19 protein-coding genes are annotated in these 22,779 nt (G+C 40.5%); 14 read left to right on the top strand and 5 right to left on the bottom strand.

What is annotated here, in order from left to right; translation table 11 throughout:
* Positions 1 to 239 precede the first annotated feature (239 nt).
* From glyA to MTF67_RS17090, 10 genes are all read left to right on the top strand, one after another.
* Positions 240 to 1,496 carry a serine hydroxymethyltransferase gene (gene glyA, locus MTF67_RS17045; RefSeq protein WP_006794273.1) on the top strand — a complete coding sequence of 419 codons (1,257 nt, stop codon included), beginning with the start codon at positions 240 to 242 and terminating at the stop codon, positions 1,494 to 1,496.
* 97 nt (positions 1,497 to 1,593) lie between these two features.
* A complete protein-coding gene (gene nrdR / locus MTF67_RS17050; protein WP_006794272.1) occupies positions 1,594 to 2,043 on the top strand; it encodes a transcriptional regulator NrdR in 450 nt (149 codons plus the stop codon).
* A 2-nt stretch (positions 2,044 to 2,045) separates the two neighbouring features.
* A complete protein-coding gene (gene ribD, locus MTF67_RS17055; protein WP_248520225.1) occupies positions 2,046 to 3,197 on the top strand; it encodes a bifunctional diaminohydroxyphosphoribosylaminopyrimidine deaminase/5-amino-6-(5-phosphoribosylamino)uracil reductase RibD in 1,152 nt (383 codons plus the stop codon).
* 4 nt (positions 3,198 to 3,201) lie between these two features.
* Positions 3,202 to 3,855: a riboflavin synthase gene (locus MTF67_RS17060; RefSeq protein ID WP_010557798.1), complete on the top strand. Its 654-nt coding sequence runs from the start codon at positions 3,202 to 3,204 to the stop codon at positions 3,853 to 3,855.
* 29 nt (positions 3,856 to 3,884) lie between these two features.
* Complete coding sequence (gene ribBA / locus MTF67_RS17065) at positions 3,885 to 4,997, top strand: bifunctional 3,4-dihydroxy-2-butanone-4-phosphate synthase/GTP cyclohydrolase II (protein WP_248520227.1); 1,113 nt, start codon at positions 3,885 to 3,887, stop codon at positions 4,995 to 4,997.
* Between the two features lie 99 nt (positions 4,998 to 5,096).
* Positions 5,097 to 5,561 carry a 6,7-dimethyl-8-ribityllumazine synthase gene (ribE, locus tag MTF67_RS17070; protein ID WP_006794268.1) on the top strand — a complete coding sequence of 155 codons (465 nt, stop codon included), beginning with the start codon at positions 5,097 to 5,099 and terminating at the stop codon, positions 5,559 to 5,561.
* A gap of 15 nt (positions 5,562 to 5,576) precedes the next feature.
* The gene (gene nusB / locus MTF67_RS17075; RefSeq protein ID WP_006794267.1) at positions 5,577 to 5,987 is read left to right on the top strand and encodes a transcription antitermination factor NusB; all 411 of its coding nucleotides are present in this window, start codon (positions 5,577 to 5,579) and stop codon (positions 5,985 to 5,987) included.
* 85 nt (positions 5,988 to 6,072) lie between these two features.
* Entirely contained in the window at positions 6,073 to 7,047 is a 975-nt protein-coding gene (gene thiL / locus MTF67_RS17080; RefSeq protein WP_006794266.1) for a thiamine-phosphate kinase, read from the top strand.
* On the top strand, positions 7,044 to 7,529 hold the full coding sequence (locus MTF67_RS17085; protein ID WP_006794265.1) for a phosphatidylglycerophosphatase A: 486 nt from the start codon (positions 7,044 to 7,046) through the stop codon (positions 7,527 to 7,529). Before thiL ends, MTF67_RS17085 begins: the two co-directional genes overlap by 4 nt.
* Before the next feature lie 36 nt (positions 7,530 to 7,565).
* Entirely contained in the window at positions 7,566 to 10,652 is a 3,087-nt protein-coding gene (locus MTF67_RS17090; RefSeq protein ID WP_248520228.1) for a ligand-binding sensor domain-containing diguanylate cyclase, read from the top strand.
* Between the two features lie 41 nt (positions 10,653 to 10,693).
* Here MTF67_RS17090 and MTF67_RS17095 read toward each other — a convergent pair whose 3' ends face one another.
* The 4 genes from MTF67_RS17095 to MTF67_RS17110 all read right to left on the bottom strand — a co-directional run bounded on the left by MTF67_RS17095 (position 10,694) and on the right by MTF67_RS17110 (position 16,101).
* A complete protein-coding gene (locus MTF67_RS17095) occupies positions 10,694 to 12,805 on the bottom strand; it encodes a hypothetical protein (protein ID WP_248520234.1) in 2,112 nt (703 codons plus the stop codon).
* Between the two features lie 199 nt (positions 12,806 to 13,004).
* Positions 13,005 to 14,867, bottom strand: a complete 1,863-nt coding sequence (gene dxs, locus MTF67_RS17100; RefSeq protein ID WP_248520229.1) for a 1-deoxy-D-xylulose-5-phosphate synthase — start codon at positions 14,865 to 14,867, stop codon at positions 13,005 to 13,007.
* A 101-nt stretch (positions 14,868 to 14,968) separates the two neighbouring features.
* Positions 14,969 to 15,856, bottom strand: a complete 888-nt coding sequence (gene ispA / locus MTF67_RS17105) for a (2E,6E)-farnesyl diphosphate synthase (RefSeq protein ID WP_248520230.1) — start codon at positions 15,854 to 15,856, stop codon at positions 14,969 to 14,971.
* Positions 15,857 to 15,858: 2 nt separating this feature from the next.
* A complete protein-coding gene (locus tag MTF67_RS17110) occupies positions 15,859 to 16,101 on the bottom strand; it encodes an exodeoxyribonuclease VII small subunit (RefSeq protein ID WP_006794260.1) in 243 nt (80 codons plus the stop codon).
* 294 nt (positions 16,102 to 16,395) lie between these two features.
* Between MTF67_RS17110 and pomA the strand changes: the two genes are divergently transcribed.
* The 3 genes from pomA to MTF67_RS17125 all read left to right on the top strand — a co-directional run bounded on the left by pomA (position 16,396) and on the right by MTF67_RS17125 (position 20,186).
* On the top strand, positions 16,396 to 17,163 hold the full coding sequence (gene pomA, locus MTF67_RS17115; protein ID WP_008132143.1) for a flagellar motor protein PomA: 768 nt from the start codon (positions 16,396 to 16,398) through the stop codon (positions 17,161 to 17,163).
* A 2-nt stretch (positions 17,164 to 17,165) separates the two neighbouring features.
* A complete protein-coding gene (locus MTF67_RS17120; protein WP_006794258.1) occupies positions 17,166 to 18,086 on the top strand; it encodes a flagellar motor protein MotB in 921 nt (306 codons plus the stop codon).
* 159 nt (positions 18,087 to 18,245) lie between these two features.
* A complete protein-coding gene (locus MTF67_RS17125) occupies positions 18,246 to 20,186 on the top strand; it encodes a DNA topoisomerase III (protein ID WP_248520231.1) in 1,941 nt (646 codons plus the stop codon).
* A gap of 22 nt (positions 20,187 to 20,208) precedes the next feature.
* Here MTF67_RS17125 and MTF67_RS17130 read toward each other — a convergent pair whose 3' ends face one another.
* A complete protein-coding gene (locus MTF67_RS17130; RefSeq protein ID WP_039038403.1) occupies positions 20,209 to 21,522 on the bottom strand; it encodes an amidohydrolase in 1,314 nt (437 codons plus the stop codon).
* A gap of 112 nt (positions 21,523 to 21,634) precedes the next feature.
* Here MTF67_RS17130 and MTF67_RS17135 point away from each other — a divergent pair, with 112 nt between their 5' ends.
* On the top strand, positions 21,635 to 22,492 hold the full coding sequence (locus MTF67_RS17135; RefSeq protein WP_006794254.1) for a tetratricopeptide repeat protein: 858 nt from the start codon (positions 21,635 to 21,637) through the stop codon (positions 22,490 to 22,492).
* Positions 22,493 to 22,779: the final 287 nt, after the last annotated feature.

Here is a 22,779-nt window from a genome sequence, read left to right on the forward strand (position 1 = left end):
CCGCTTTTTTGCACATTTTAAACCGTGAAATAGCTTTGTTAATTAACTAATTAAATGTAATAAATAAAAAACATTTAAAATAATTATGTAAGTTATTTAAAAATATCATCTTAAAAAGGGTGTGAAATAGTTTCAATCCCTGATTAAATATCCTCAACTTAAGAACGTAGGCAAAGTGCGGTTTTAAGCGTACAATATAGCCTCTAAAAAATACCATACACGTTGCCCAGGAGCCCCCAATGTTAGAACGTAGCATGAATATTTCGGACTTTGATCCAGAGTTATTTGACGCGATGAGTAAAGAAACATCACGTCAAGAAGAGCACATTGAGTTAATTGCATCTGAAAACTACTGTAGCCCACGCGTACTTGAAGCACAGGGTTCTCAACTTACTAACAAATATGCGGAAGGTTACCCTGGCAAACGTTACTACGGTGGCTGTGAGCACGTAGACGTGGTTGAGCAATTAGCTATTGACCGCGCAAACGAATTGTTTGGTACTGACTACGCAAACGTTCAGCCGCATGCAGGTTCGCAAGCCAATGCCGCTGTTTTCCAAGCCTTATTAAGCCCGCTTGATACAGTACTTGGCATGAGCCTAGCACACGGTGGCCATTTAACTCATGGTTCACACGTAAACTTTTCAGGTAAAACATATAACGCAATTCAGTATGGCCTAAACGAAGAGACTGGCGAAATTGATTACGCACAAGTTGAAGCCTTAGCACTAGAGCACAAGCCAAAAATGATTATCGCGGGTTTTTCTGCTTATTCAGGTATTGTTGATTGGGCTAAGTTTCGCGAAATTGCAGACAAAGTAGATGCTTACTTGTTTGTTGATATGGCGCATGTTGCAGGTCTAATTGCTGCGGGTGTTTACCCAAGCCCAGTGCCATTTGCACATGTTGTAACTACAACAACGCATAAAACATTAGCGGGCCCTCGTGGCGGTTTAATTATTTCTGCATGTGGCGACGAAGCAATTTACAAAAAGCTTAACAGTGCTGTATTCCCTGGTGGCCAAGGTGGTCCTTTATGTCACGTTATTGCTGCAAAAGCAGTGGCATTCAAAGAAGCTTTACAACCAGAGTTTAAAGAATACCAAACACAAGTTGTTAAAAATGCGCAAGCAATGGTTAGCGTATTACAAGAGCGTGGCTACAAAGTTGTTTCTGGTAAAACAGACAATCACTTGTTCTTACTTGATTTAATCGATAAAGATATTACGGGTAAAGATGCTGATGCAGCATTAGGTAATGCAAACATTACGGTTAACAAAAACTCAGTTCCTAATGATCCGCGTTCTCCGTTTGTAACGTCTGGCTTACGCATTGGTTCTCCTGCAATCACGCGCCGTGGTTTCAAAGAGGCTGAATCTAAAGAGCTTGCTGGCTGGATTTGTGATGTACTAGACAACATTGCTGATGAGTCTGTTCAAGCACAAGTAAAAGAAAAAGTGAAAGCAATTTGTGCAAAACTACCTGTTTACGCTTAATAAAGTAAAACGGTAATTTAGATCACATAAGCAATCATGCTATTATAAAAGCCGCTTTTTAGCGGCTTTTTTGTTTTTAAAACGGATACCTTTAGTTATGCATTGCCCATTTTGTACAGCAAAAGACACCAAAGTTATAGATTCCCGCCTTGTTGGCGGTGGCCATCAAGTTCGCCGTCGTCGTGAGTGTAACGATTGCCATGAACGTTTCACCACGTTTGAAGGGGCAGAGCTGGTTATGCCGCGTGTTGTAAAACAAGACGGAAGTCGCGAACCATTTAACGAAGATAAGTTACTAAATGGTTTAAATCGTGCACTTGAGAAGCGTCCCGTCAGTACAGAACAGGTTGATGAAGTAGTCAATATAATAAAGTCGCAATTACGCGCAACGGGGGAGCGAGAAATTTCGAGCCATTTGGTGGGTGAATGCATTATGGAAGCGCTTAAAAAACTAGATAAAGTCGCTTATGTAAGATTTGCGTCAGTATATCGCTCGTTTGAGGATATACGAGAGTTTGGCGAAGAAATTGCCCGATTAGGGGAATAAGCATGAGCAGCCAATCAGCATTTACCGAGCACGATAAGCTATATATGGCGCGTGCTATTGAGCTTGCTAAAAAAGGTCGATTTACCACAACGCCTAATCCTAATGTTGGCTGTGTACTTGTAAAAGATAATCAAATAATAGGTGAAGGGTTTCATCAGTTAGCAGGGCAAGGACATGCAGAGGTAAATGCACTTGCTGTAGCCGGCGAAAAAGCAAAAGGTGCAACTGCCTATGTAACACTTGAACCTTGTAGCCATTACGGGCGCACGCCCCCCTGTGCTGAAGGACTCAAGGCTGCTGGTATTAAAAAGGTGATTGCAGCCATGGTTGATACCAACCCGCAAGTGGCAGGTAAAGGCCTTAAAATACTGAGTGACGCCGGAATAGAAGTTGCTCATGGGTTGCTTGAACAAGAGGCTCGCGCATTAAACTTTGGTTTTTTTAAGCGTATGGAGCAAGGGCTTCCTTACGTAACTTGTAAATTAGCAGCCAGTATAGACGGTAAAACAGCGCTAAAAAACGGAAAAAGTAAGTGGATCACAGGCCCTGCTGCACGAAAAGATGTGCAGCTATACCGCGCTCAAAGCTGTGCCATTTTGACGGGGGCCGATACGGTTCTTGTTGATAATGCAAAACTTAATGTTCGAGCAAGTGAGTTACCGTATTCATTACCAACCAACTTACCGCTACGTCAGCCGGTGCGTGTTATAATAGACTCGCAAAACAGATTAACACCTGACCTTGCGCTATTTAAAATAGCGCACTCGGTAATTATATTTACTACCAAGGTTGATAATTCAATGCAGTGGCCGCATTTTGTTAGGCACATAGCGGTGCGCGAGCAACAGGGTAAGGTTGATTTAACCGATGTATTACAAACACTAGCAAAGCATCAGTTTAATAATATATGGCTGGAAGCTGGGGCAACCCTTGCGGGGAAAATGACCGAGCTTGATTTAATTGACGAGTATGTTTTTTATATCGCACCAAAACTGATGGGTTATGATGCTAAAAGTTTAGTAAACTTCCCTGAACTGACGAGTATGCAAGATACTATCGATTTATCTTTTAATGAGTGTGTTCGCATTGGTGACGATTTACGTATCAACGCGTTAAAAAAGCACGCATTAAAATCATTTAACAAAGAAGAGTAGCGCTATGTTTACTGGGATAATAGAAGCCACAGGCAAAATTGCTTTATTACAAAAAAAACAAGGCGATTTAGCCATTCGTATTCAAAGCGCCGACCTTGATATGAGTGACGTAAAGTTGGGTGACAGTATTGCAACAAATGGCGTGTGTTTAACGGTAGTTGATAAACATGTTGATGGTTTTAGCGCTGATTTATCTAACGAAACAATTCATTTAACTGGTTTTGCACATTATTCAATAGGGCAAACAGTTAACCTTGAAAAAGCAATGCAACCGGTTTCGCGTTTAGGTGGACATTTAGTGTCTGGCCATGTTGATGGTATTGCAACAATAACGGCGATTACAGCTAATGCAAGAGCTACTGAATATTGGCTGACAACCGATGAAAATTTAATGAAATACATACCGTACAAAGGGTCGGTATGTATTGATGGTATAAGCCTGACAGTTAACGCTGTTGAAGGTAATAAATTTAAATTAACAATTGTGCCGCACACCAGCGGTCAAACAACGATTGCCGACTTTAAAGTAGGCACTCAAGTTAATTTAGAAGTCGATCAAATTGCACGTTATTTAGAGCGTCTTATCAAAGGTGCAGAGCAGCCAACCGGCGCAGATATATCAATGAGCTTACTCGCAAAAGCGGGCTTTATTAAATAACGAAACTGACAACTTACACGAGCGAATTTATGAATTTACACAGCGCACAAGAAATTATAGATGACATTAAAGCCGGTAAAATGGTTATTTTAATGGACGATGAAGACAGAGAAAATGAAGGTGATCTAATCATTGCTGCGGAACATATTAGCGCAGAAGCAATTAACTTTATGGCTACTCATGGCCGTGGTTTAATTTGTTTAACGATGACACAAGAGCGTTGTGAGCAACTAGACTTGCCTTTAATGGTTAAAAATAATGGCGCTGCTTTTTCAACTAACTTTACTATGTCGATAGAAGCATCAAAAGGCGTAACCACAGGTATATCAGCAGCAGATAGAGCACGCACGGTACAAGCAGCTATCGCTAAAGGTGCTGTTCCTAGCGATATTGTACAGCCGGGTCATATTTTTCCGATTATGGCACAGCCAGGTGGTGTATTAACACGTGCAGGGCATACAGAAGCCGGTTGTGATTTAGCTCGCTTAGCAGGGCTTGAAGCGTCTTCTGTTATTGTTGAAATTTTAAATGCTGATGGCACCATGGCACGCCGCCCTGATTTAGAAGTTTTTGCTAAAGAGCACGATATTAAAATTGGCACAATTGCTGATTTAATTGAATACCGCAATTTAAACGAAACCACAATCGAAAAAGTGGCTAAGTGTAAGCTGCCAACGGAGCATGGTGAATTTGACTTAGTCACGTACAAAGACACGATTGACGGTCAGTTACACTACGTACTACTTAAGGGTGAAATTAAAGCGCAAGAACCAACCTTGGTGCGTGTGCATTTACAAAGTACATTTAACGATATTTTACTTTCTGATAGAAGCGCAGACAGAAGCTGGGGCTTATCGGATGCAATGGCATATATAGCTAAAAATGACGGTGTGTTAGTCATTTTAGGTAAACAAGAAAGTACTGACGAGCTTGAAGCAACAGTTAAAGCATTTGCTGCTGCAGATGCTGGTGAAAATGTTATACCGCGTAAATTTCAAGGTACTTCTCGTACTGTTGGTGTAGGCTCACAAATTCTTGCAGATTTAGGAATTGAGCAAATGCGATTAATGAGTCGCCCTAAAAAATACCATGCACTTTCGGGCTTTCATTTAGAAGTTATTGATTACATTGAGCCACAATAGGCAAACGCTTAAACTAGGCTATTTTATTATTATTATGGTATGATGCGCAGCAATTTTTGCGCAATCGCAACCGCTTGAACTTATTTTTAGGGTTATCAAATGAAAATTATTGAAGGTAATAAGTACGCACCGGGCAAAAAATTTGCCATTGTCATTTCTCGTTTTAATGACTTTATTGGTAGCAGCCTACTTGAAGGTGCTGTTGACGAGCTAAAACGTACCGGTGGTGTATCTGATGACGACATTACTGTGATTTATGTACCGGGTGCAGTTGAATTACCTTTAGCGGCAAAACGCGTTGCGGCAAAAAAAGAGTATGATGCAATCATCGCTTTAGGCGTAGTGATCAGAGGTGGAACACCACACTTTGACCTAGTTGCTGGCGAGTCAAACAAAGGTCTTGCGCAAGTATCACTTGAGTATGATATACCGGTTGCATTTGGCGTATTAACCACTGAAAGCATTGAACAAGCTATTGAGCGCGCAGGTACCAAAATGGGTAACAAAGGCGGCGAAGCTGCTTTGGGTGCGCTTGAAATGGTTAATGTGTTAGATAAAATTTAAGTTTAAGGAATTTTTGTGAAACCAGCAGCAAGACGTAAAGCACGTATCTTAGCACTTCAAGCCGTTTATTCTTGGCAATTAAGCGGTAATGCAATTGCCGACATCGAGCAACAAATGTTGATCGAAAACGACGTTACTAAAATTGATGTTGAATACTTTAAAGATTTAGCCTCAGGCGTAGCTGTAAATTATAAGCTACTTGATGAATCAGTATCACCTCATTTAACGCGTCCATTTGATGACTTAGATATGGTTGAGCGAGCAATTTTACGTTTAAGCAGCTACGAACTTAAGTTCCGTGAAGATGTACCTTATAAAGTTGCTATCAACGAAGGTATTGAGCTTGCCAAAATATTTGGCGCAGAAGATAGTCATAAATTTGTAAACGGTGTACTTGATAAAGCTGTAAAGCATTTACGCAAGTAATAGTATTTTTCTCTGACTTTGCTTTCAGAGATTTACTTTATATAACCGTTAAAAGGAGAGCCGGCATAGGTCGGCTTTTTTGTGTATGAAGGAATTTGAATTAATTAACCGCTACTTTAAAGGTCGCGGTATTTCTCGTCGTGATGTTAACCTAGGTATAGGGGATGATTGCGCGCTTGTCACTGTTCCACAAAACTGCCAACTTGCAGTCACAACCGATACTTTGGTTGAAGGCGTGCACTTTTTTGAAGATATTTCTCCTCGCGCATTGGGGCATAGAGCACTTGCTGTTAATTTAAGTGATTTAGCTGCAATGGGTGCTGAACCTACGTGGGTATCTGTTGCACTAACGTTACCGACAATAGATTCTCAGTGGATTGCAGAATTTACTGAAGGCATGCATGAAATTGCAGAATACTTCAATGTACAAATTATTGGTGGCGATACCACTCAAGGGCCACTTACCATTACTATTTGTGCAAAAGGTACCGTGCCGGAAGGTAAGGCACTTCGTAGAAGTGGTGCAAAAGTAGGTGATTGGATTTATGTTACGGGTCCTTTAGGGGACGCGGGTCTTGCTATTGAAGCACGTAAGCAAGGTATTAATATAGATCCTACGCATTTAGAATACTTAAACAATCGATTTGACTACCCAACACCGCGCGTTGCTGCGGGTCAGGTCATCCGTGGGCTTGCAACGTCAGCTATTGACGTATCAGATGGATTACTTGCCGATTTAACACATATTCTTGAAATGTCCCAAGTAAATGCAGAGATTAATGTTGAGAGTATTCCTACATCAGAGGCAATGAAAGCAAGCTTAGATTTTAATAAGCAATTACCGTTTATTCTTAGCTACGGCGATGACTATGAATTAATTTTTACTGTTCCCGATAACAATAAAGGTATGCTTGATTTAAAGCTAAGCCAATATGGTGTGGATATTACCTGTATTGGGCAGATAAAAAGTGGTAACGGTAAGATTGAGCTTTTACAAAATGGTGAAATGTTTAACTTTGAGCAACAGGGCTTTGAGCATTTTACAAAGGAGCAGGTTTGAATAAGAACCGATTATTTAACTTAAAACGCCCACACCAGTTTTTTGGTTTAGGGTTTGGTACTGGCCTTGCACCAAAGGCGCCGGGTACATTTGGCACATTTGCAGCATTGCCATTTATATTTATAACAATGCATTATCCAATCTGGTTACAAATAGTATTTGCAGTTGTGATCAGTGTATTTGGTATTTGGGCATGCGGTAAAACAGCTGATGATCTGGGTGTGCATGACCATCCTGCTATTGTGTGGGATGAAGTCGCTGGCTACTACATCACCATGATAGGTGCAGCATTAAATTGGCAAACTTTATTAGTTGGCTTTTTACTTTTTCGCTTTTTTGATATTGCAAAACCAGGCCCGATTCGTATGTTAGACAAACGCGTACATGGTGGTTTTGGTATTATGGCGGATGACGTGTTAGCGGGTATTTTTTCATTGATTTGTTTGCAAGCATTAATAAAAGCAGGTTTACTACCCTTTTAGTGTTTATATTTGATTAGTTTAACTAGGTGGCAGCGTATGATGCGATTTTTACTGGTGTGTGTACTGATGTTGTGCGCAATGCCAAGTGGGGCTTCAATTACTGACTATGTTGTTAAACAATGGAATATTAAAGACGGCTTACCGTCACAATCATTAAAAAGCGTAGTGCAAGATCAGCAAGGCTACATTTGGCTAGGCACACAGTTTGGTTTGAGCCGTTTTGATGGCACTACGTTCACAAACTACAATACCCAAAATAGCGCTTTTTTACCAAGCAATGGTATTAATAAGCTTTTAATCGATTCGAATGGATTACTTTGGGTTGGTACTAGAAGTGGTTTAGTGGTTATTAATCCAGCGACCTTTGCAGCGCAGGCATTTAACATTAAAGGCCCTGTCAGGGATATTCTAGAAGACTCCAAAGGGGGCACTTGGATAGCCGCAAACGGGTTATATTACGTTGGTCGTGGTCAAGTTAACTTACGCGGTCAATCTAAAGCTATTTTACCAACGGCTAATGCAACCGTTATAACTCAAATAGTGGGTTCAGTGAGTCAAATGGCGCTTTCGCCAGAAGGTATTTGGCTTGTAAACGATCGTCACTTGTTACGCTTAACTAAAAACTCCTCCGATTTTGCCAAACTACGTTTAGAGCTTACTGCTAAAATATCGTTACCCGAGCGCTTAGCTCAAACGATCGTTCATGATCTTGCATTTTTAAATGGGAATTTATATTTAGCTTCGGAGCTAGGCGCTTACTTTTTAGATTTAGACGACGAGTTAAGGCCCTTTCCATTACCCAACGCGAATAACTCTGCTGTGTATAAATTTATGAGTGACAGCGATGGTGGTTTATGGATTTCCACCTATGGGCGCTTGTTATTCAGAGATAAATCCAGCCAATGGCAATGGGTTGAACCGAGCCAGCTAGATCAAAGTATTTGGTTTGCTGATATTTTTAGAGATGATAAAAATAATATTTGGTTAGCAAGCTTTAGTGAAGGGTTGTGGCTTGCTCACGAAGGACGAGTAGAAAGGCACGCTGCTGTTTCACAAATGACTGAAGCGGTTATGGCGCTGAGCCAAGCTCCAGATGGTAAATTATGGGTCGCTAATAAAAGTGGTGTTGGTTATTTTGACTTGAATAAAAGCTATATTAATTTAATTCCAAGTAGTCAGTATGGGCGTGCCTCAGTACACGATTTACAGTTTGATGGAGAGCGCGTATACATCGCCACAGGGCGAGGGTTGTTCGTATACGAAGACGATAAACTCTTTAGTGTGCCTGGGCGTGCACTGCGTGATAATCCCGTTTTTGCTATAAGTCGCTCTAGTAAAGGTGGGTTTTGGATTGGCACCGGCCGTGGGCTCTACAGGCTCAACTTTGCAGGTTTAACTCCCTTTGCTTATAACGCATTTTTAGGCAGCAAATTTATAACTTATGTACTAGACAAAGGAAACTTTGGTGTCATAGGTACCAGTAAAGGTGCGTATTACTTTACTGATCGCGGTATCGAAAAGGTTGGGGATCAAACTTCACTTGAAAGTGCTTATATTACAAGTGTTTTGCATATTGATGGCGTGGGTATTTTAATAGGCTCGCTTAATGATGGATTATTTTACCGAAGCACGCAGGGCCAATGGAGACAGCTTGATGCCGCAAATGGGTTACCGTATGGCTCTATATTTAGCTTAGAGTACGACGAAAAATTAAATAACGTGTGGGTTAGCACCATGAAAGGTGTTTACAGAATGCCAGCGGAGCAGTTCAAAACAAACATAGAAAGTTTAAAAGTAGAAGAGGTGATTTCGTCATTCGATCGCCAGCTTGATGGCAAAGCTAGCCAGTGTTGTAGTGGTTTAGGCCATGATGCAGTTGTCAATATGGGCAGCTCGATGTGGTATCCGAGCCTACAAGGTGTTGTTGAGATACCTAAAAATGTAGAGCTATTTGGGGTGCTGTCGTTAAAACCAACTATTGAAACAATTACAACTCCTGAGCGTAATTTAACAACGGCTGCGCTAGGTAAAAAGCCGACTTTAGAAACTGACGAGCGAGACATAACACTAACCTATACGGCGATAGACTATTATGCGCCAAACAGTATTGAGTTTAGGTATCAGTTAAGTGGTTTGGACAATGATTGGCGTTATGCAAACACGCGCCGCGAGGCTATTTATACCAACTTACCAGCTGGGGCATTTTTATTTCAGTTAGAGGCAAAACGCCAAGGTGAAGATTGGTCAAAGGCGCAATACGTAGAGTATGAGTTTATTGTGCCAGAGCGGTTTGATGAAACGATTTACTTTAGATTACTGATCACCAGTGGCTTTATTTTACTTCTTTACTTAGTATTTTGGGTGCTTAAAGCGCAAGAGCGCAGAAAACAAGAAGTGCTTGAAGGTTTAATTACAGAGCGTACGTTAGAGCTTCGACAAGCTAATGATAAGCTTGGGCAAGTTAACTCACAACTTAAACTTGTAAGCCACTCCGATGAGCTTACAGGATTGCGTAGCCGTCGTTTCTTGTTTGATCAATTACCAAAAGATATTGAGCATTTTCAACGTAATTCACAGTCATTACAGGCCCAAGGGAAATCACTTGTACTGGTTATTATTAATTTAGATAACTTTAGCCGTATAAATGATGCCTTTGGTCCAATTGCTGGTGACAGCTGTTTGCAGCAAATGGCTGCGCTATTAAACTCGCGTACGCAGGGCTCTGACTATGTAGCGCGCTGGAGTGGCGATGAGTTTTTATTACTTTTACGTGATTTTAAGTGCAATAAAATAGACAGTTACTCTTCAGAGCTTTGTAAAGCGATTGCAGAGTATTCTTTCCAATTACCTAACGGAAATATGACAAATATAACAGCCTCAATTGGTTGGTCTTTCTACCCATTACCCTTACTTGGTGGGCAAGTAATTAGTTGGGAAACCTCTATTAATTTAGCTGATATTTCGCTTCATCAAGTTAAAAAACGCGGTGGCGACGGTGTAGCCCATATTACTTTCGACGAGCAGCTAGATGCATTTGAGTTTGAACAAAACTCTAATGTAGAGCAGCAACTGGGTATGCTACAGAGAAATGGTTTGGCCGATATAAAAGTGTGGATGCGATAATACCTGACCAAAGTGATTGGTCAGGTATGGTGAGGTTAACGCTATTGATTAAGCCAAGCTGGTAATATTGCAACTGACTCAGGTGCCGTAAATGCAGTGCTTGCATCGGCGCTAATGTCGCCTCCGGTAATACTTAAAATATTATTAAAACGCATAACTACATTATTTGATTTTTCAGCTACGTATAAATCTGTCCCGGTATACATAATATCGACAGGGTTACCCAGTAGGGTATTTGGGCCGCTAATCGTGGTGCTGATGTTTACCAACCCCGATGCCATTGCCACGTTATTTAATACATATACTTTTCCATCGTCAGCAACCGCGGCGCTACCCACATCAGAGAGAATTAACGAGCCACTAAGCGAGTCGTAATCGATGCCATGTATATTGCTTGGCGCTTCTACCGCGGTTCCAGCATTAGCAGGTGTTATAAGCCTATCTTCAACAGCAATATTTGCATTTCCGGCCATAAGCTTGCTTTTGACTTCGTCGAATACAGCAACGGTTCCATTTGTGAGTGCGACAAAAGCACGGTCAGTATTTACATCGTAATCAACGTCCCAAGGACGCGCACCGTTAGCAAAAGTAAGGGTCATTAATGGGCTTGCATCTCCTGTGGTACACGTTGAAAATATTGAGATACTTGGTGTATCTGCGTTATTTTCTGCAACCAAAATCATACCGCTATCAGAAGCTACATCAAGACCTTTAGGAGATATAAGGCCTGTATTTGTTCCAGTAATAATACTGTCTTGGTTTGTATTATACGTTTGTCCATCTCTGTTTATTGCCACCTTATTTGAAATAGCAATACCGCCAATAGAAGTTGTACTGTTATCGAACGTTGTATAGCTATTACCTGCTTTATCAAAAGTTATACTCTCGATAGTTTGACCCGCATTATAGTTGCCAATTTCTGTGCTAAGTTGTGAACTTAATCGACTAATTTGCCCAGTTGTTTCACCTGTCGTACCTGGGTTACTGCTAACGGCAACTCCTAAAAGCGCCACATTAGCGGTATCGCTATCTGAAATGTCAGCCATTACATTTTGCATACCCACTTTAGTAATTGACTCAGGTTTAATAGTTGAAGTGATTAAGTCAGGAGTAATATCGCCGCTTTCACCTGAAAAAATATTGCTAAATACAAGAACAGCATCATTTGATTTTTCGGCTACACGCAAATCACTCCCTTCAAGGCTAATATCAACCGGGTTACCAAGCATTGTTGCTGGTCCGGCAATACTGCGTGCAACGCTCACTAAGCCATCTGCGGTTGATGCATTATTGATTACAAATAACGAACCATCGGTTGCATCTGAGGCACTGCCTACATCAGATAAAATAAGTTTATTAGTATTTGAATCATAAACAATGCCATGAATATTTACAGATATTTGCGTACCATCATTATTGCTAGGGGTAATTGTACGACTCGGCATAGCGGCAAATTCACCACCAACAAAATTATCGTAAACGGCTACATCACCATTTGTAAGTGCTACATAAAGACGGTCATTTGTTTCATCATAATCAACATCCCACGGTGCAGCTTCTGTTATGGTTGTGCCTAATGGCGTTGCGTTACCCGCGGCTGTAGCGCCAAAAGTAGTTATCTGCATCGCGCCAAAGTCAGCAATAAAAATAAGGCCACTTTTTTGTGCTACGGCAATTCCTTTAGGGTTTACGAGCGTAGTGTTAGCACCTGTTATTTCGCGATCAGTATTTGCATCATAGCTGCTGCCATCAGCACGGTTAGCAAGCTGACAGATAGTTTTAATACTGCCACTTTCGCTGTCGCTTGCTTGTAATAAATTACCTAAGCTATCAAAAGCGACGCCTTCGTTGGCTGTTGTGTTAAAAGTTTTTAATTTAGAAGCGCTTTGGTCAATTAAATCAATGGTACCCGTGTTGGTTTCTCCATTGTTTGCCAAAATAAATGTGGCTGATGCAAAGCCTGGGTTGCCATTTGTTCCATCGGTACCATTTTGTCCGTCGGTGCCTGCAATACCATCTACGCCGTTTTTACCATCGTCTGAGCTACAACCTGTAATCCCGATTAATACTGCAAGTGTTAACGCTGAAAAACTAAGCGTGTGTTTCAGTGTGTTTTTTTGTGCTGAATGAGTTGTTAAATTTGCTTTATTCATCATTTTTACCTTTTATATATTCCATCAAATTTAGGTAAATAACGCACTTGCTTATAAGGCAAAGACTAAGCAGCACTAATTATTTACATGTTAACCTCACAGCAATAACGGCTTAAAAGTTAAGTTGGATGCAAAAAATAATAATAAAAACGAAAAAGGAGCCAACAGGCTCCTTTCTTTAAACAGTTAAAGTAATTAACTAAGCAGTAAATGACCTTATTGAACTTAAAATACCTTGCTCGCCTAAGCCCATTTCATCGTGCATTTCGTCTTGCGTACCGTGCTTAATAAACTCATCAGGAATACCTAAGTTAAGTATTTTAACATTGGCCTGTTGGCTAGCTAAGTATTCGTTAACCGCAGAGCCTGCGCCACCGGCAATGGCATTATCTTCAAGTGTAACAATGACATCATGATTTTTAATAATGTCGTTTAACAGTGAAGTATCAAGCGGCTTTATAAAGCGCATGTTAACAAGCGTTGCATTAAGTTCAGTTGCAGCAAGTTGTGCGTTTTCAAGCAGTGTACCAAATGACAAAATGGCAATCTTTGAACCTTCTTTTATTGTATTTGCTTTACCAATTTCGAAAAGTTGCATATCGCTCTGAATATCTGCCGTACCAGCGCTTCCGCGAGGGTAACGAACAGCAACCGGGCAATTAGCTTTGTAACCGGTGTATAACATTTGGCGGCATTCATTAGTATCGCTAGGTGCCATAATAACCATATTAGGAATACAACGCATAAAGCTGAGATCGTATGCGCCTTGATGTGTTTCGCCATCGGCACCAACAATACCTGCTCGGTCAATGGCAAATAATACAGGGAGGTTTTGTAATGCAACATCGTGAATGAGCTGATCGTATGCGCGCTGTAAAAAGCTTGAATAGATAGCAACAACAGGCTTTAAGCCTTCACATGCAAAACCTGCGGCTAGAGTTACAGCATGTTGTTCAGCAATTGCGACGTCAAAATACTTATCAGCATGTTCTTTTGAAAAGCGCACCATGCCCGAGCCTTCACGCATGGCAGGAGTGATAGCCATTAACTTATCATCTTGCTGCGCCATGTCGCATAGCCAGTCGCCAAATACTTTTGAAAAAGTAGGGGCGCCCGGTTTTGATTTAGGCAAGCTAGATGTGTTTGGATCAAACTTAGGAACGCCGTGGTAACCAATAGGGTCGGCTTCAGCTGGCTTGTAACCCTTACCTTTTTGCGTTTTTATATGAAGAAGTTGTGGGCCTTTTAAATTACGCATATTACGTAATGTATCAACCAGCATGTTTACATCGTGCCCATCAATTGGGCCAATATAATTTAAGCCAAGTTCTTCAAAAAACGTACCAGGGATAACCATGCCTTTAAGATGCTCTTCCATTCTGCTGGCAAGCTCTTTAACAGGCGGTACGCCAGACAGTAACTTTTTACTTCCTTCGCGAATGTTGGTGTAAAAGCTACCAGATAGAATACGCGCAAAGTGGTTGGTTAGTGCGCCAACGTTTTCTGAAATCGACATCTCGTTATCATTTAGAATAATAAGCATGTCTGATTTTACATCGCCTAAATGGTTCATCGCCTCAAATGCCATACCCGCAGTAATAGCGCCATCACCAATAACTGCAACCGTTTTACGCCCTGCGCCTTCTTTTTGCGCAGCAATTGACATGCCCAAAGCTGCAGAAATTGAGGTGCTAGAATGGCCAACACTGAATGTGTCGTAGTCACTTTCATCTCTAAATGGGAATGGGTGCAGACCATCCTTTTGGCGAATAGTATGCATTTGGTCGCGGCGACCCGTTAAGATCTTATGCGGGTAGGCTTGATGCCCAACATCCCACACTACACGATCTTCTGGTGTGTTATATACATAATGAAGTGCAACTGTAAGCTCAACTGTGCCTAAACCAGACGCTAAATGACCGCTACTTTGCGATACAGAGTTAAGTAAATACTCACGTAGCTCATTGCTAAACTCGGGAAGTTTATCTTGCGCTAAGTCTCGTAATTGAGCTGGTTTGTCAACCAAGTTAAGTAATGGATACTTGCTACTATCAAGTGTCATGGCTTTTTTATATCCTTCGATCACATTCGCTTTCAAATGGGAGTGAACAACGAATGTTAAGTAATAATGTCAGTGCTATTTGCAATACGCTTAAACTGTGACTAGTGGTCACGTTCAATAAGGTAATTTGCCAGCGACGCAAGAAGCGTAGTATCTGCATCAATAAGTGCTAACGCTTCGTGGGCTTGTGTTATTAAATTTTGCGCCTTTTCTTTAGCGCCTAGCATACCTAATAACGCCGGGTATGTCGCTTTATTCGCTTCTATATCTGAGCCTTGTGGTTTACCTAGTATAAAGGTGTCACCTTCCACGTCTAAAATATCGTCGTGTACTTGAAATGCCAGCCCTATAGCATACCCAAAAACGCTCAAGTTTTCTAAAGTTTGTTCATCTGCTTTTTCACTGCACAGTGCACCTAGTGTTATAGCACAGTTAATTAGTGCACCGGTTTTTAACTTATGGATGCGCTCAAGCTCTTGTACAGAAACAACTTTGTCAGTTGCGGCAATGTCTAAACCTTGTCCTGCCACCATCCCTTCAATACCTGATGCATGTGCAAGTGCAGCAATCATTTTTACTTGTGATTGCGCTGAGCAATTAAAGTTATGTGTGGCTATAAGTTCAAAGGCGAGAGTTTGTAATGCATCACCCGCTAAAATGGCTTGCGCTTCGCCATACACAATATGGCAAGTGGGGTAGCCGCGGCGTAAATCGTCATCATCCATAGCTGGTAGGTCGTCATGTACTAATGAATAACTATGAATGCATTCTATGGCTGCAGCCAAAATGTCTAAGTCACTTTTTTTAGCGCCTAGCATTTCACCAACAGCGTACACCAAAAAAGGGCGCAGCCTTTTTCCACCATTAAATAAGCTGTAATGAGTGGCTTCTTTTATTGTTTTATCGCTATCGAGCGGTTGTTCAAAGTAGCTATTGAGTGTAGTAGCTACATCTATTTGAGCACGTTCAATATAGTCTTTTATGCTCACAACTATTCCATATCATTATTAAAGTTTGTAAGTGCTGACTTTTCGCTATTGCCCATTAAAATAGATACTTTTTGTTCTGCTTGCTGTAGTTTTTCAGATGACGCACCAGCGAGTGCAATACCACGCTCGAACTGCTTTAATGATTGTTCAAGCGATAAATCACCTTGTTCCATTTCACTAACAATTGTTGATAATTCTTCTAGTGCTTTTTCGAAACTTAAGTTTTCAGGTTTTTTAGTCGCCATCTTTATTTCAGCTTACATGATAAATTTAGGAGCCAATTTTAGGGGGAATGCTAAACTAGGTCAAAGGATGATATGAGTTTTTTACATTTAGCGCGATTAATCGCGTGTTAATCAGTGTTATTAGTCAGGAAAACTCGATAATTAGGCAGTGCGCCTAACTTGATATAAAATAATAAATATAACTTTTATGTTTATTTACAAAAATGACTTAAGCAATTCAGTATGTTGCCGATAAGCAGTTAATAATAAAAAGTTTATGATAAGGCATTTAAACATGAAATCTCTGGAGGAAATGTGGATTTAGCAACCATAATAGGGATCCTAGGCGCAATAGGCTTAATTGTCATGTCTATGTTTATGAGTAGTAGCGGTGAAATGGGCATGTTTGCCGATGCGCCTTCAAGTGTAATTGTATTTGGTGGCTCGCTGTTTATTGTTTTATCAAACTTCACTATGTCTCAGTTTTTAGGGATAGGTAAGGTGGTTGGTAAGGCATTCATGTTTAAAATTGAGTCGCCCGAAGAGTTAATAGAAAAAGCAGTAGAGCTTGCGGATTCTGCTCGTAAAGGTGGCTTTTTAGCACTCGAAGAAGCTGAAATCCCAAACCCATTTATGCGTAAAGGCGTTGACATGCTTGTTGACGGTCATGACGCAGATGTTGTGCGCGCTACACTTCAAAAAGATATTTCCCTAACCACCACCCGTCATGAACTAGGCGCTGGCTTATTTAAAGCACTTGCCGACATAGCTCCAGCAATGGGAATGATTGGTACATTGATAGGCCTAGTTGCCATGTTATCAAACATGGACGACCCCAAAGCTATTGGACCTGCAATGGCTGTGGCACTATTGACCACTTTGTATGGTGCATTTTTGGCGAATGTAGTAGCAATTCCGATTCAGGTAAAACTTGAGCTGCGTAAAGACGAAGAAGCGATGAATCAGCGTTTGATTCTTGATGCTATTTTAGGAATTCAAGATGGTCAAAACCCCAAAGTTATTGAAGGTATTTTGAAAAACTACTTGGCTGAGTCTAAACGTAAAGTTGATACCGAGGAGTAACCATGTCTGATGAAGAGTGCAAATGCCCACCCCCCGGTTTGCCTGCTTGGATGGGTACATTTGCTGATTTAATGTCGCTATTAATGTGCTTTTTTGTACTCTTATTGGCATTCTCAGAAATGGATGTACTTAAATTCAAGCAAATTGCAGGTTCTATGAAGTTTGCTTTTGGTGTGCAAAATAAAATTGAAGTTAAAGATATCCCAAAAGGGACATCGGTTATCGCTATGGAATTTACCCCAGGTAAACCAGAGCCTACACCCATTGAAACTATTCAACAGCAAACCGTTGAAATGACACAACAAATGCTAGAATTTCAGGCTGGTGATGAAAGTTCAGCGGGCGGCAGGCAAGAACAGCGAGGCGATAAACGTGGTGGTGAATCTAGAAGTACCTCACAAGAGCAATCATCAGAACAAGCAATATCCGCTGCAGATCAAGAGCAAACAAATGAGCTAGTTAAAAAAATAGCACAGCAGTTAGAAAGGCAAATAATAGATGGTGCAATAGAACTTGAATCATTAGGTCAGCAAATTATTATTCGTATTAGAGAAAATGGCTCGTTTCCTTCGGGCAGTGCTTTTTTACAACCTAAGTTTAAACCGATTATTCAAGACATTGGCGAACTTTTAAAAGACGTACCAGGTGAAATTACAGTATCAGGGCATACAGATGATTTTCAGGTATCAAACGAGTTATACGTAAATAACTGGGATTTGTCGTCTAAGCGTGCAGTGGCTGTTGCTAGCGAATTGCAAACAGTTCAAGGGTTTGATAAAACACGAATGATGGTTGTAGGGCGAGCAGAAACTCGGCCGCTTGTGCCTAACGAGACAAATGAAGACCGGCGCCGGAATCGCCGAGTTGAAATATCTATATTACAAGGTAAGGCAAAAGAGTCTGACCCTATTGATGTGAGGTAATGCTCAAATTATAAAGCTGGGCTTAATTAGTAGCCCAGCTTTGAGTTTTACAAATTATTACCAGTCTCTATTTATTGAACCGACAATAAATCAAAAACTCCCCCTCTTTAAAATAGTTATGCTAAACTACTGTTTATATAACCAGTTGTAGGCCGGCGCATGAAACTCTACATCGCAGAAAAACCATCACTTGGACGTGCAATTGCAGATGCGCTCCCAAAACCACATAAAAAACACGACGGTTACATTGAAGTCGCAAATGGTGATTGTGTTTCGTGGTGTATTGGCCATTTGTTAGAACAAGCTGAACCTGATGATTACGATGAACGCTATAAAAAATGGCAATTAGAACATCTCCCTATAGTACCTGAGCAATGGCGGTTAAAATCTAAACCTAAAACTCGTAAGCAATTAACTATTTTAAAAAAGCTAATCAAACAGGCATCAACGTTAGTTCATGCTGGCGATCCCGACCGTGAAGGGCAGTTACTTGTAGATGAAGTGATAGAACAAGCCAAAATAAGCAAAGCTAAAAAGCAAGGTATTCAGCGTCTACTTATAAGCGATTTAAACTTAGCTGCAGTTAAAAAAGCGCTTGGTAGTATGCACTCTAATCGGGAATTTATTCCACTAAGTGTATCAGCACTTGCACGTTCACGAGCTGATTGGCTTTTTGGTATGAACCTCACTCGGGCTTATACTTTAGCGGGACAAAAAGCAGGGTTTGGTAATGTACTATCAGTTGGGCGCGTACAAACGCCAATTTTGGGCTTAGTGGTAAATCGTGACACAGAAATAGCTAATTTTATATCAAAACCATTTTATGAGGTGCTAGCTAGTTTAGTTACTCCTGAGAAGCAGGTATTTAAAGCAAAGTGGGTACCGAGTAAAGCTTGCGAACCTTATCAAGATGAAGAGGGGCGAGTGCTAAATAAAGCATTGGCCGAAAACGTGGCTTCGCGTATCACTAATCAAACAGGAGAGGTGACATCGCTTGAACAAAAACAAAAAAAGCAAAGTGCACCTCTACCTTATAATCTATCAGCACTACAAATAGATGCAGCAAAGGCATTTGGTATGGCTGCCCAACAGGTGCTTGATATTTGCCAAACACTTTATGAGCGCCATAAATTAATTACTTATCCTCGCTCAGATAATCGATATTTGCCTAAAAAACATCATTTAGATGCACCTTCAATTTTAAAAGCAATTGCAACTAATGACGGTCAAAAAGTGGAGTTAGTAAATGGTGCAAATGATAAGCAGCGCAGTAAGTGCTTTAATGACGCAAAAGTAGCTGCGCATCACGCTATAGTACCTACGGCAAAGCAATTAAAGTCAGCTAGCTTAGCCAAGGATGAAGCAAAAGTGTATCAGCTTATTTGTAGGCACTATTTGATCCAGTTTTACCCAGACTATATTTATAACGAAACTAAAGCAGAGGTGACAATTGCTGGTGGGTTATTTAAAGCCAACGCTAAACAAGAAGTCAGTTTGGGGTTCAAGGTATTAATGGGTAAATCAGAATTAAAAGAAGAGGCTACTTTACCTTACCTTGAAAAAGGGATGGACCTGGTATGTACACAAGGTGATGTAGTCGAAAAGCTTACTTCACCTCCCGCTCATTTTACTGATGCAACTTTACTAGGTGCTATGACGGGGATTAGTCGTTATGTAAAAGATCCACATATCAAAAAAATATTAAAAGATACTGATGGTTTAGGTACCGAGGCTACTCGTGCAGGCATTATAGAGTTGTTATTTAAACGGCGCTTTTTAAAGCGTGAAGGCAAAACAATTAAAGCCACCGAAACAGGCCTTGCATTAATTAGTGTTTTGCCTGAAGGTTTAGCAAGTCCTGACTTAACAGCAAAGTGGGAGGCGAGTTTAGGCAGCATTGCTCAACAAGCAATGAGCTACCAACAATTTTTACAACCGCTGCTGGTGGAGCTTGAAGGCTTTGTAATGCAAGCAGCTAATTGCGATAGCCATGTATTTTCAAAACTGCCCCAAACACCGCCTAAAAATCGTTTTGCCAAGCGCAGTAAAAAAGCACCATTTAAAAAATCTAATTATAAAAAGAGCTCAACAAAAGTTTAATGGCTGAGCCCTTAAGTGGGATTTATTTTGTATTAAATAATGCAACTGCCGCATTACTCATGGCTTTTATACCAGTAGGTAAAGCTACTTTGTAATCTGGTGCAAATTTACTTGAGTGCAATGAAGGAAGTGTTTCGTTATTTTTCATCGCTTTTGCATATTGTTGTTGGTTAACTCCGCCTAACCAAAATAATGTAATTGGGATATTTTCGTCGGTACGGCCATAAAGACCAAAGTCTTCACCTGCCATTACGGCTTGGGTTTCAAGTACGTTTGTGTCGCCTATCGCATTTTTAATAGCACTTCGCACTATATTAGTCTGCGAAGGATTATTATAAGTAGATGGAATTGATTCATCCTCATGGACTATAACAGCAGGGTAATCACTTTCATCAAGCCCAGCGCTTTGCGCAATACCTGCGGTTATGCGTTTTATTGCAGCTATTTGCGCATTGCGTACATCTGGGTTGTAACTACGCAGTGTAAGTTGCAGTTTCACTTCATCAGAAATAACATTATGTTTAGAGCCGCCATGTATAGAACCGACTGTTATAACAGATGGTTCTAAAGGTGAAAGTTCGCGACTTGTAATCGTTTGTAAAGCAAGTACTGTGCGCGCAGCAATAACTACCGGGTCAATAGTGGTATGAGGGTACGCGCCATGGCCACCTTTACCTTTTATATTAATATCAACAGAATCCACACTTGCCATGGTATATTCATTTTTCATAGTTACTTTACCAGCAGGGACACTGGCACTAACATGTAATGCAATAACGTGGTCGGGCTTTGCGTATTTACTAAATAAACCTTCATTTAACATCGCTTTAGCTCCACCTCCAACCTCTTCTGCAGGTTGTGCAACCATCATTAATGTACCTTTCCATTTATTTTTATGAGTAATGAGTTGCTCGGCAGTGCCTATAAATGAGCTCATATGAATATCATGGCCACAGCCATGCATAACACCAACTTTTGCACCATGCTCGTCAACAACTTTTACAGTTGAAGCGTAGGGTTTACCTGTTTGCTCGGTAATAGGTAAACCGTCCGTATCAGTGCGTATCATAACTGTTGGGCCATTGCCATTTTTAAAAATACCAACAACACCATACCCACCTACATTATCTGTAACCTCGAATCCAAGCATATTAAGTTGGTTAGCTATTTTTTTACCTGTCTTTTTTTCGCTGTATGAAAGTTCTGGCGATTGATGTAAATCGAGGTAAAACTTTTCAATACTAGGCATTGTTTTGTTTAGGTCTAGGTCAAGTCCTTTGGCTTGCAAAAGCGGAGCTGCAAATAAAAATGCAGCGCTAAGGTAAGATAGTTTCATGATTTGCCTCATTAATTGGTAATGTATGCCGAGTGATTTAGTTATACGACTTGTATTTATTATGTTAATCACCATATAAAACCCTAAATAGATAAGTATGGCAATCAATTCAATGAGTAATATAGTAAGTATTAATGCACAAAACCTTCAACAGGTCCTTGGGGAAACATCACAACAAAAATTAGTATTACTTAACTTTTTCTCACCTCAAAGTCCTGATTGTATTGGGCAGGCTGCAATTTTAGATAAAATAGCAGCTGAATATACAAGCCATATAGTAATAGCGAATTTAGATTGTGATGCAGAGCAAGCATTAGCTTCACAATTAGCACAACAGGTTGGCTTACAAACGCTGCCTACGCTTGTGCTATTAAAAGACTCTGCCCCTGTCGATTTGCTTGCAGGTACTCAAACTGAGTCACAAATACGGGAAGCCCTATCTAAGCACTTACCTGCTCAACAGGATTTGCTATTAGAACAAGCTAAGCAGGCTCTACTTAAATCAGACCTCAATGCAGCGTTTAATTATGCAAAGCAAGCATACGAAATAGATAATACTAATGTACGTATTAAATTAGTGCTTGCAGATATTTGTATTCAAATTCACAAATTAGATGAAGCTCAAGCATTAATAGAAACGATTGATTCGCAAGATCAAGATGCGTACTTCAATAACATCAAAGCAAAATGCGAAGCTGCTTTAGATGCAAAAGATTCTCCAGAGATACAACAAAAGCAACAGCAAGTAGATAAGTATCCGAACGATTTAGAACTTAAAGAAGAGCTCAGTGCTTTATTAAACGAAGCAGGAAGAAAAGAAGAGGCATTAGAAGTGCTATTCAAAGTACTACAAAAGGACCTTAACTATAACGAAGCTAAACCAAGCTTTTTAGCTATAATAGCTTCTCTACCAGATGGCGATGCGCTCGCAGCTAAATACCGTAGAAAGCTATACAGTATTTTATATTAAAAGCTGATTATAAGTTCGGCTAAATAAAAGCACCTTTATTAAAGGTGCTTTTTTATTGATGACTCTTAGATGTTAAAGCAGAGAAAATCAGCTTAAAAAGTAAAGTTATGCACAGGGTTTTGTGAGTAACTTGTGTTTAGGGTGTGCGCTTGCTTGGGGTGCAATTTAAATCACTTTTTTAGCTAAAAAAGGCTTGCGTTAAATTCGCGGCTCCCTATAATGCGACCCCACTGAGACGGCAGAGCAGGCAACGCTTAGCGAGGCAAGCAAACCACTTAGTGAGTCGA

Origin of the sequence: Pseudoalteromonas sp. 2CM32C, assembly GCF_023161925.1 — a bacterium.
GTDB lineage: Bacteria > Pseudomonadota > Gammaproteobacteria > Enterobacterales > Alteromonadaceae > Pseudoalteromonas > Pseudoalteromonas marina.

Coding starts and splice junctions, on each gene's coding strand:
- MTF67_RS17060 (WP_010557798.1), top strand. CDS start 3,202: ATGTTTACTGGGATAATAGAAGCCACAGGCAAAATTGCTTTATTACAA.
- MTF67_RS17090 (WP_248520228.1), top strand. CDS start 7,566: ATGATGCGATTTTTACTGGTGTGTGTACTGATGTTGTGCGCAATGCCA.
- MTF67_RS17130 (WP_039038403.1), bottom strand. CDS start 21,522: ATGAAACTATCTTACCTTAGCGCTGCATTTTTATTTGCAGCTCCGCTT.
- dxs (WP_248520229.1), bottom strand. CDS start 14,867: ATGACACTTGATAGTAGCAAGTATCCATTACTTAACTTGGTTGACAAA.
- MTF67_RS17110 (WP_006794260.1), bottom strand. CDS start 16,101: ATGGCGACTAAAAAACCTGAAAACTTAAGTTTCGAAAAAGCACTAGAA.
- MTF67_RS17095 (WP_248520234.1), bottom strand. CDS start 12,805: ATGAATAAAGCAAATTTAACAACTCATTCAGCACAAAAAAACACACTG.
- thiL (WP_006794266.1), top strand. CDS start 6,073: ATGAAGGAATTTGAATTAATTAACCGCTACTTTAAAGGTCGCGGTATT.
- ribE (WP_006794268.1), top strand. CDS start 5,097: ATGAAAATTATTGAAGGTAATAAGTACGCACCGGGCAAAAAATTTGCC.
- MTF67_RS17135 (WP_006794254.1), top strand. CDS start 21,635: ATGAGTAATATAGTAAGTATTAATGCACAAAACCTTCAACAGGTCCTT.
- MTF67_RS17120 (WP_006794258.1), top strand. CDS start 17,166: ATGTCTGATGAAGAGTGCAAATGCCCACCCCCCGGTTTGCCTGCTTGG.
- ribD (WP_248520225.1), top strand. CDS start 2,046: ATGAGCAGCCAATCAGCATTTACCGAGCACGATAAGCTATATATGGCG.
- glyA (WP_006794273.1), top strand. CDS start 240: ATGTTAGAACGTAGCATGAATATTTCGGACTTTGATCCAGAGTTATTT.
- MTF67_RS17125 (WP_248520231.1), top strand. CDS start 18,246: ATGAAACTCTACATCGCAGAAAAACCATCACTTGGACGTGCAATTGCA.
- ribBA (WP_248520227.1), top strand. CDS start 3,885: ATGAATTTACACAGCGCACAAGAAATTATAGATGACATTAAAGCCGGT.
- nrdR (WP_006794272.1), top strand. CDS start 1,594: ATGCATTGCCCATTTTGTACAGCAAAAGACACCAAAGTTATAGATTCC.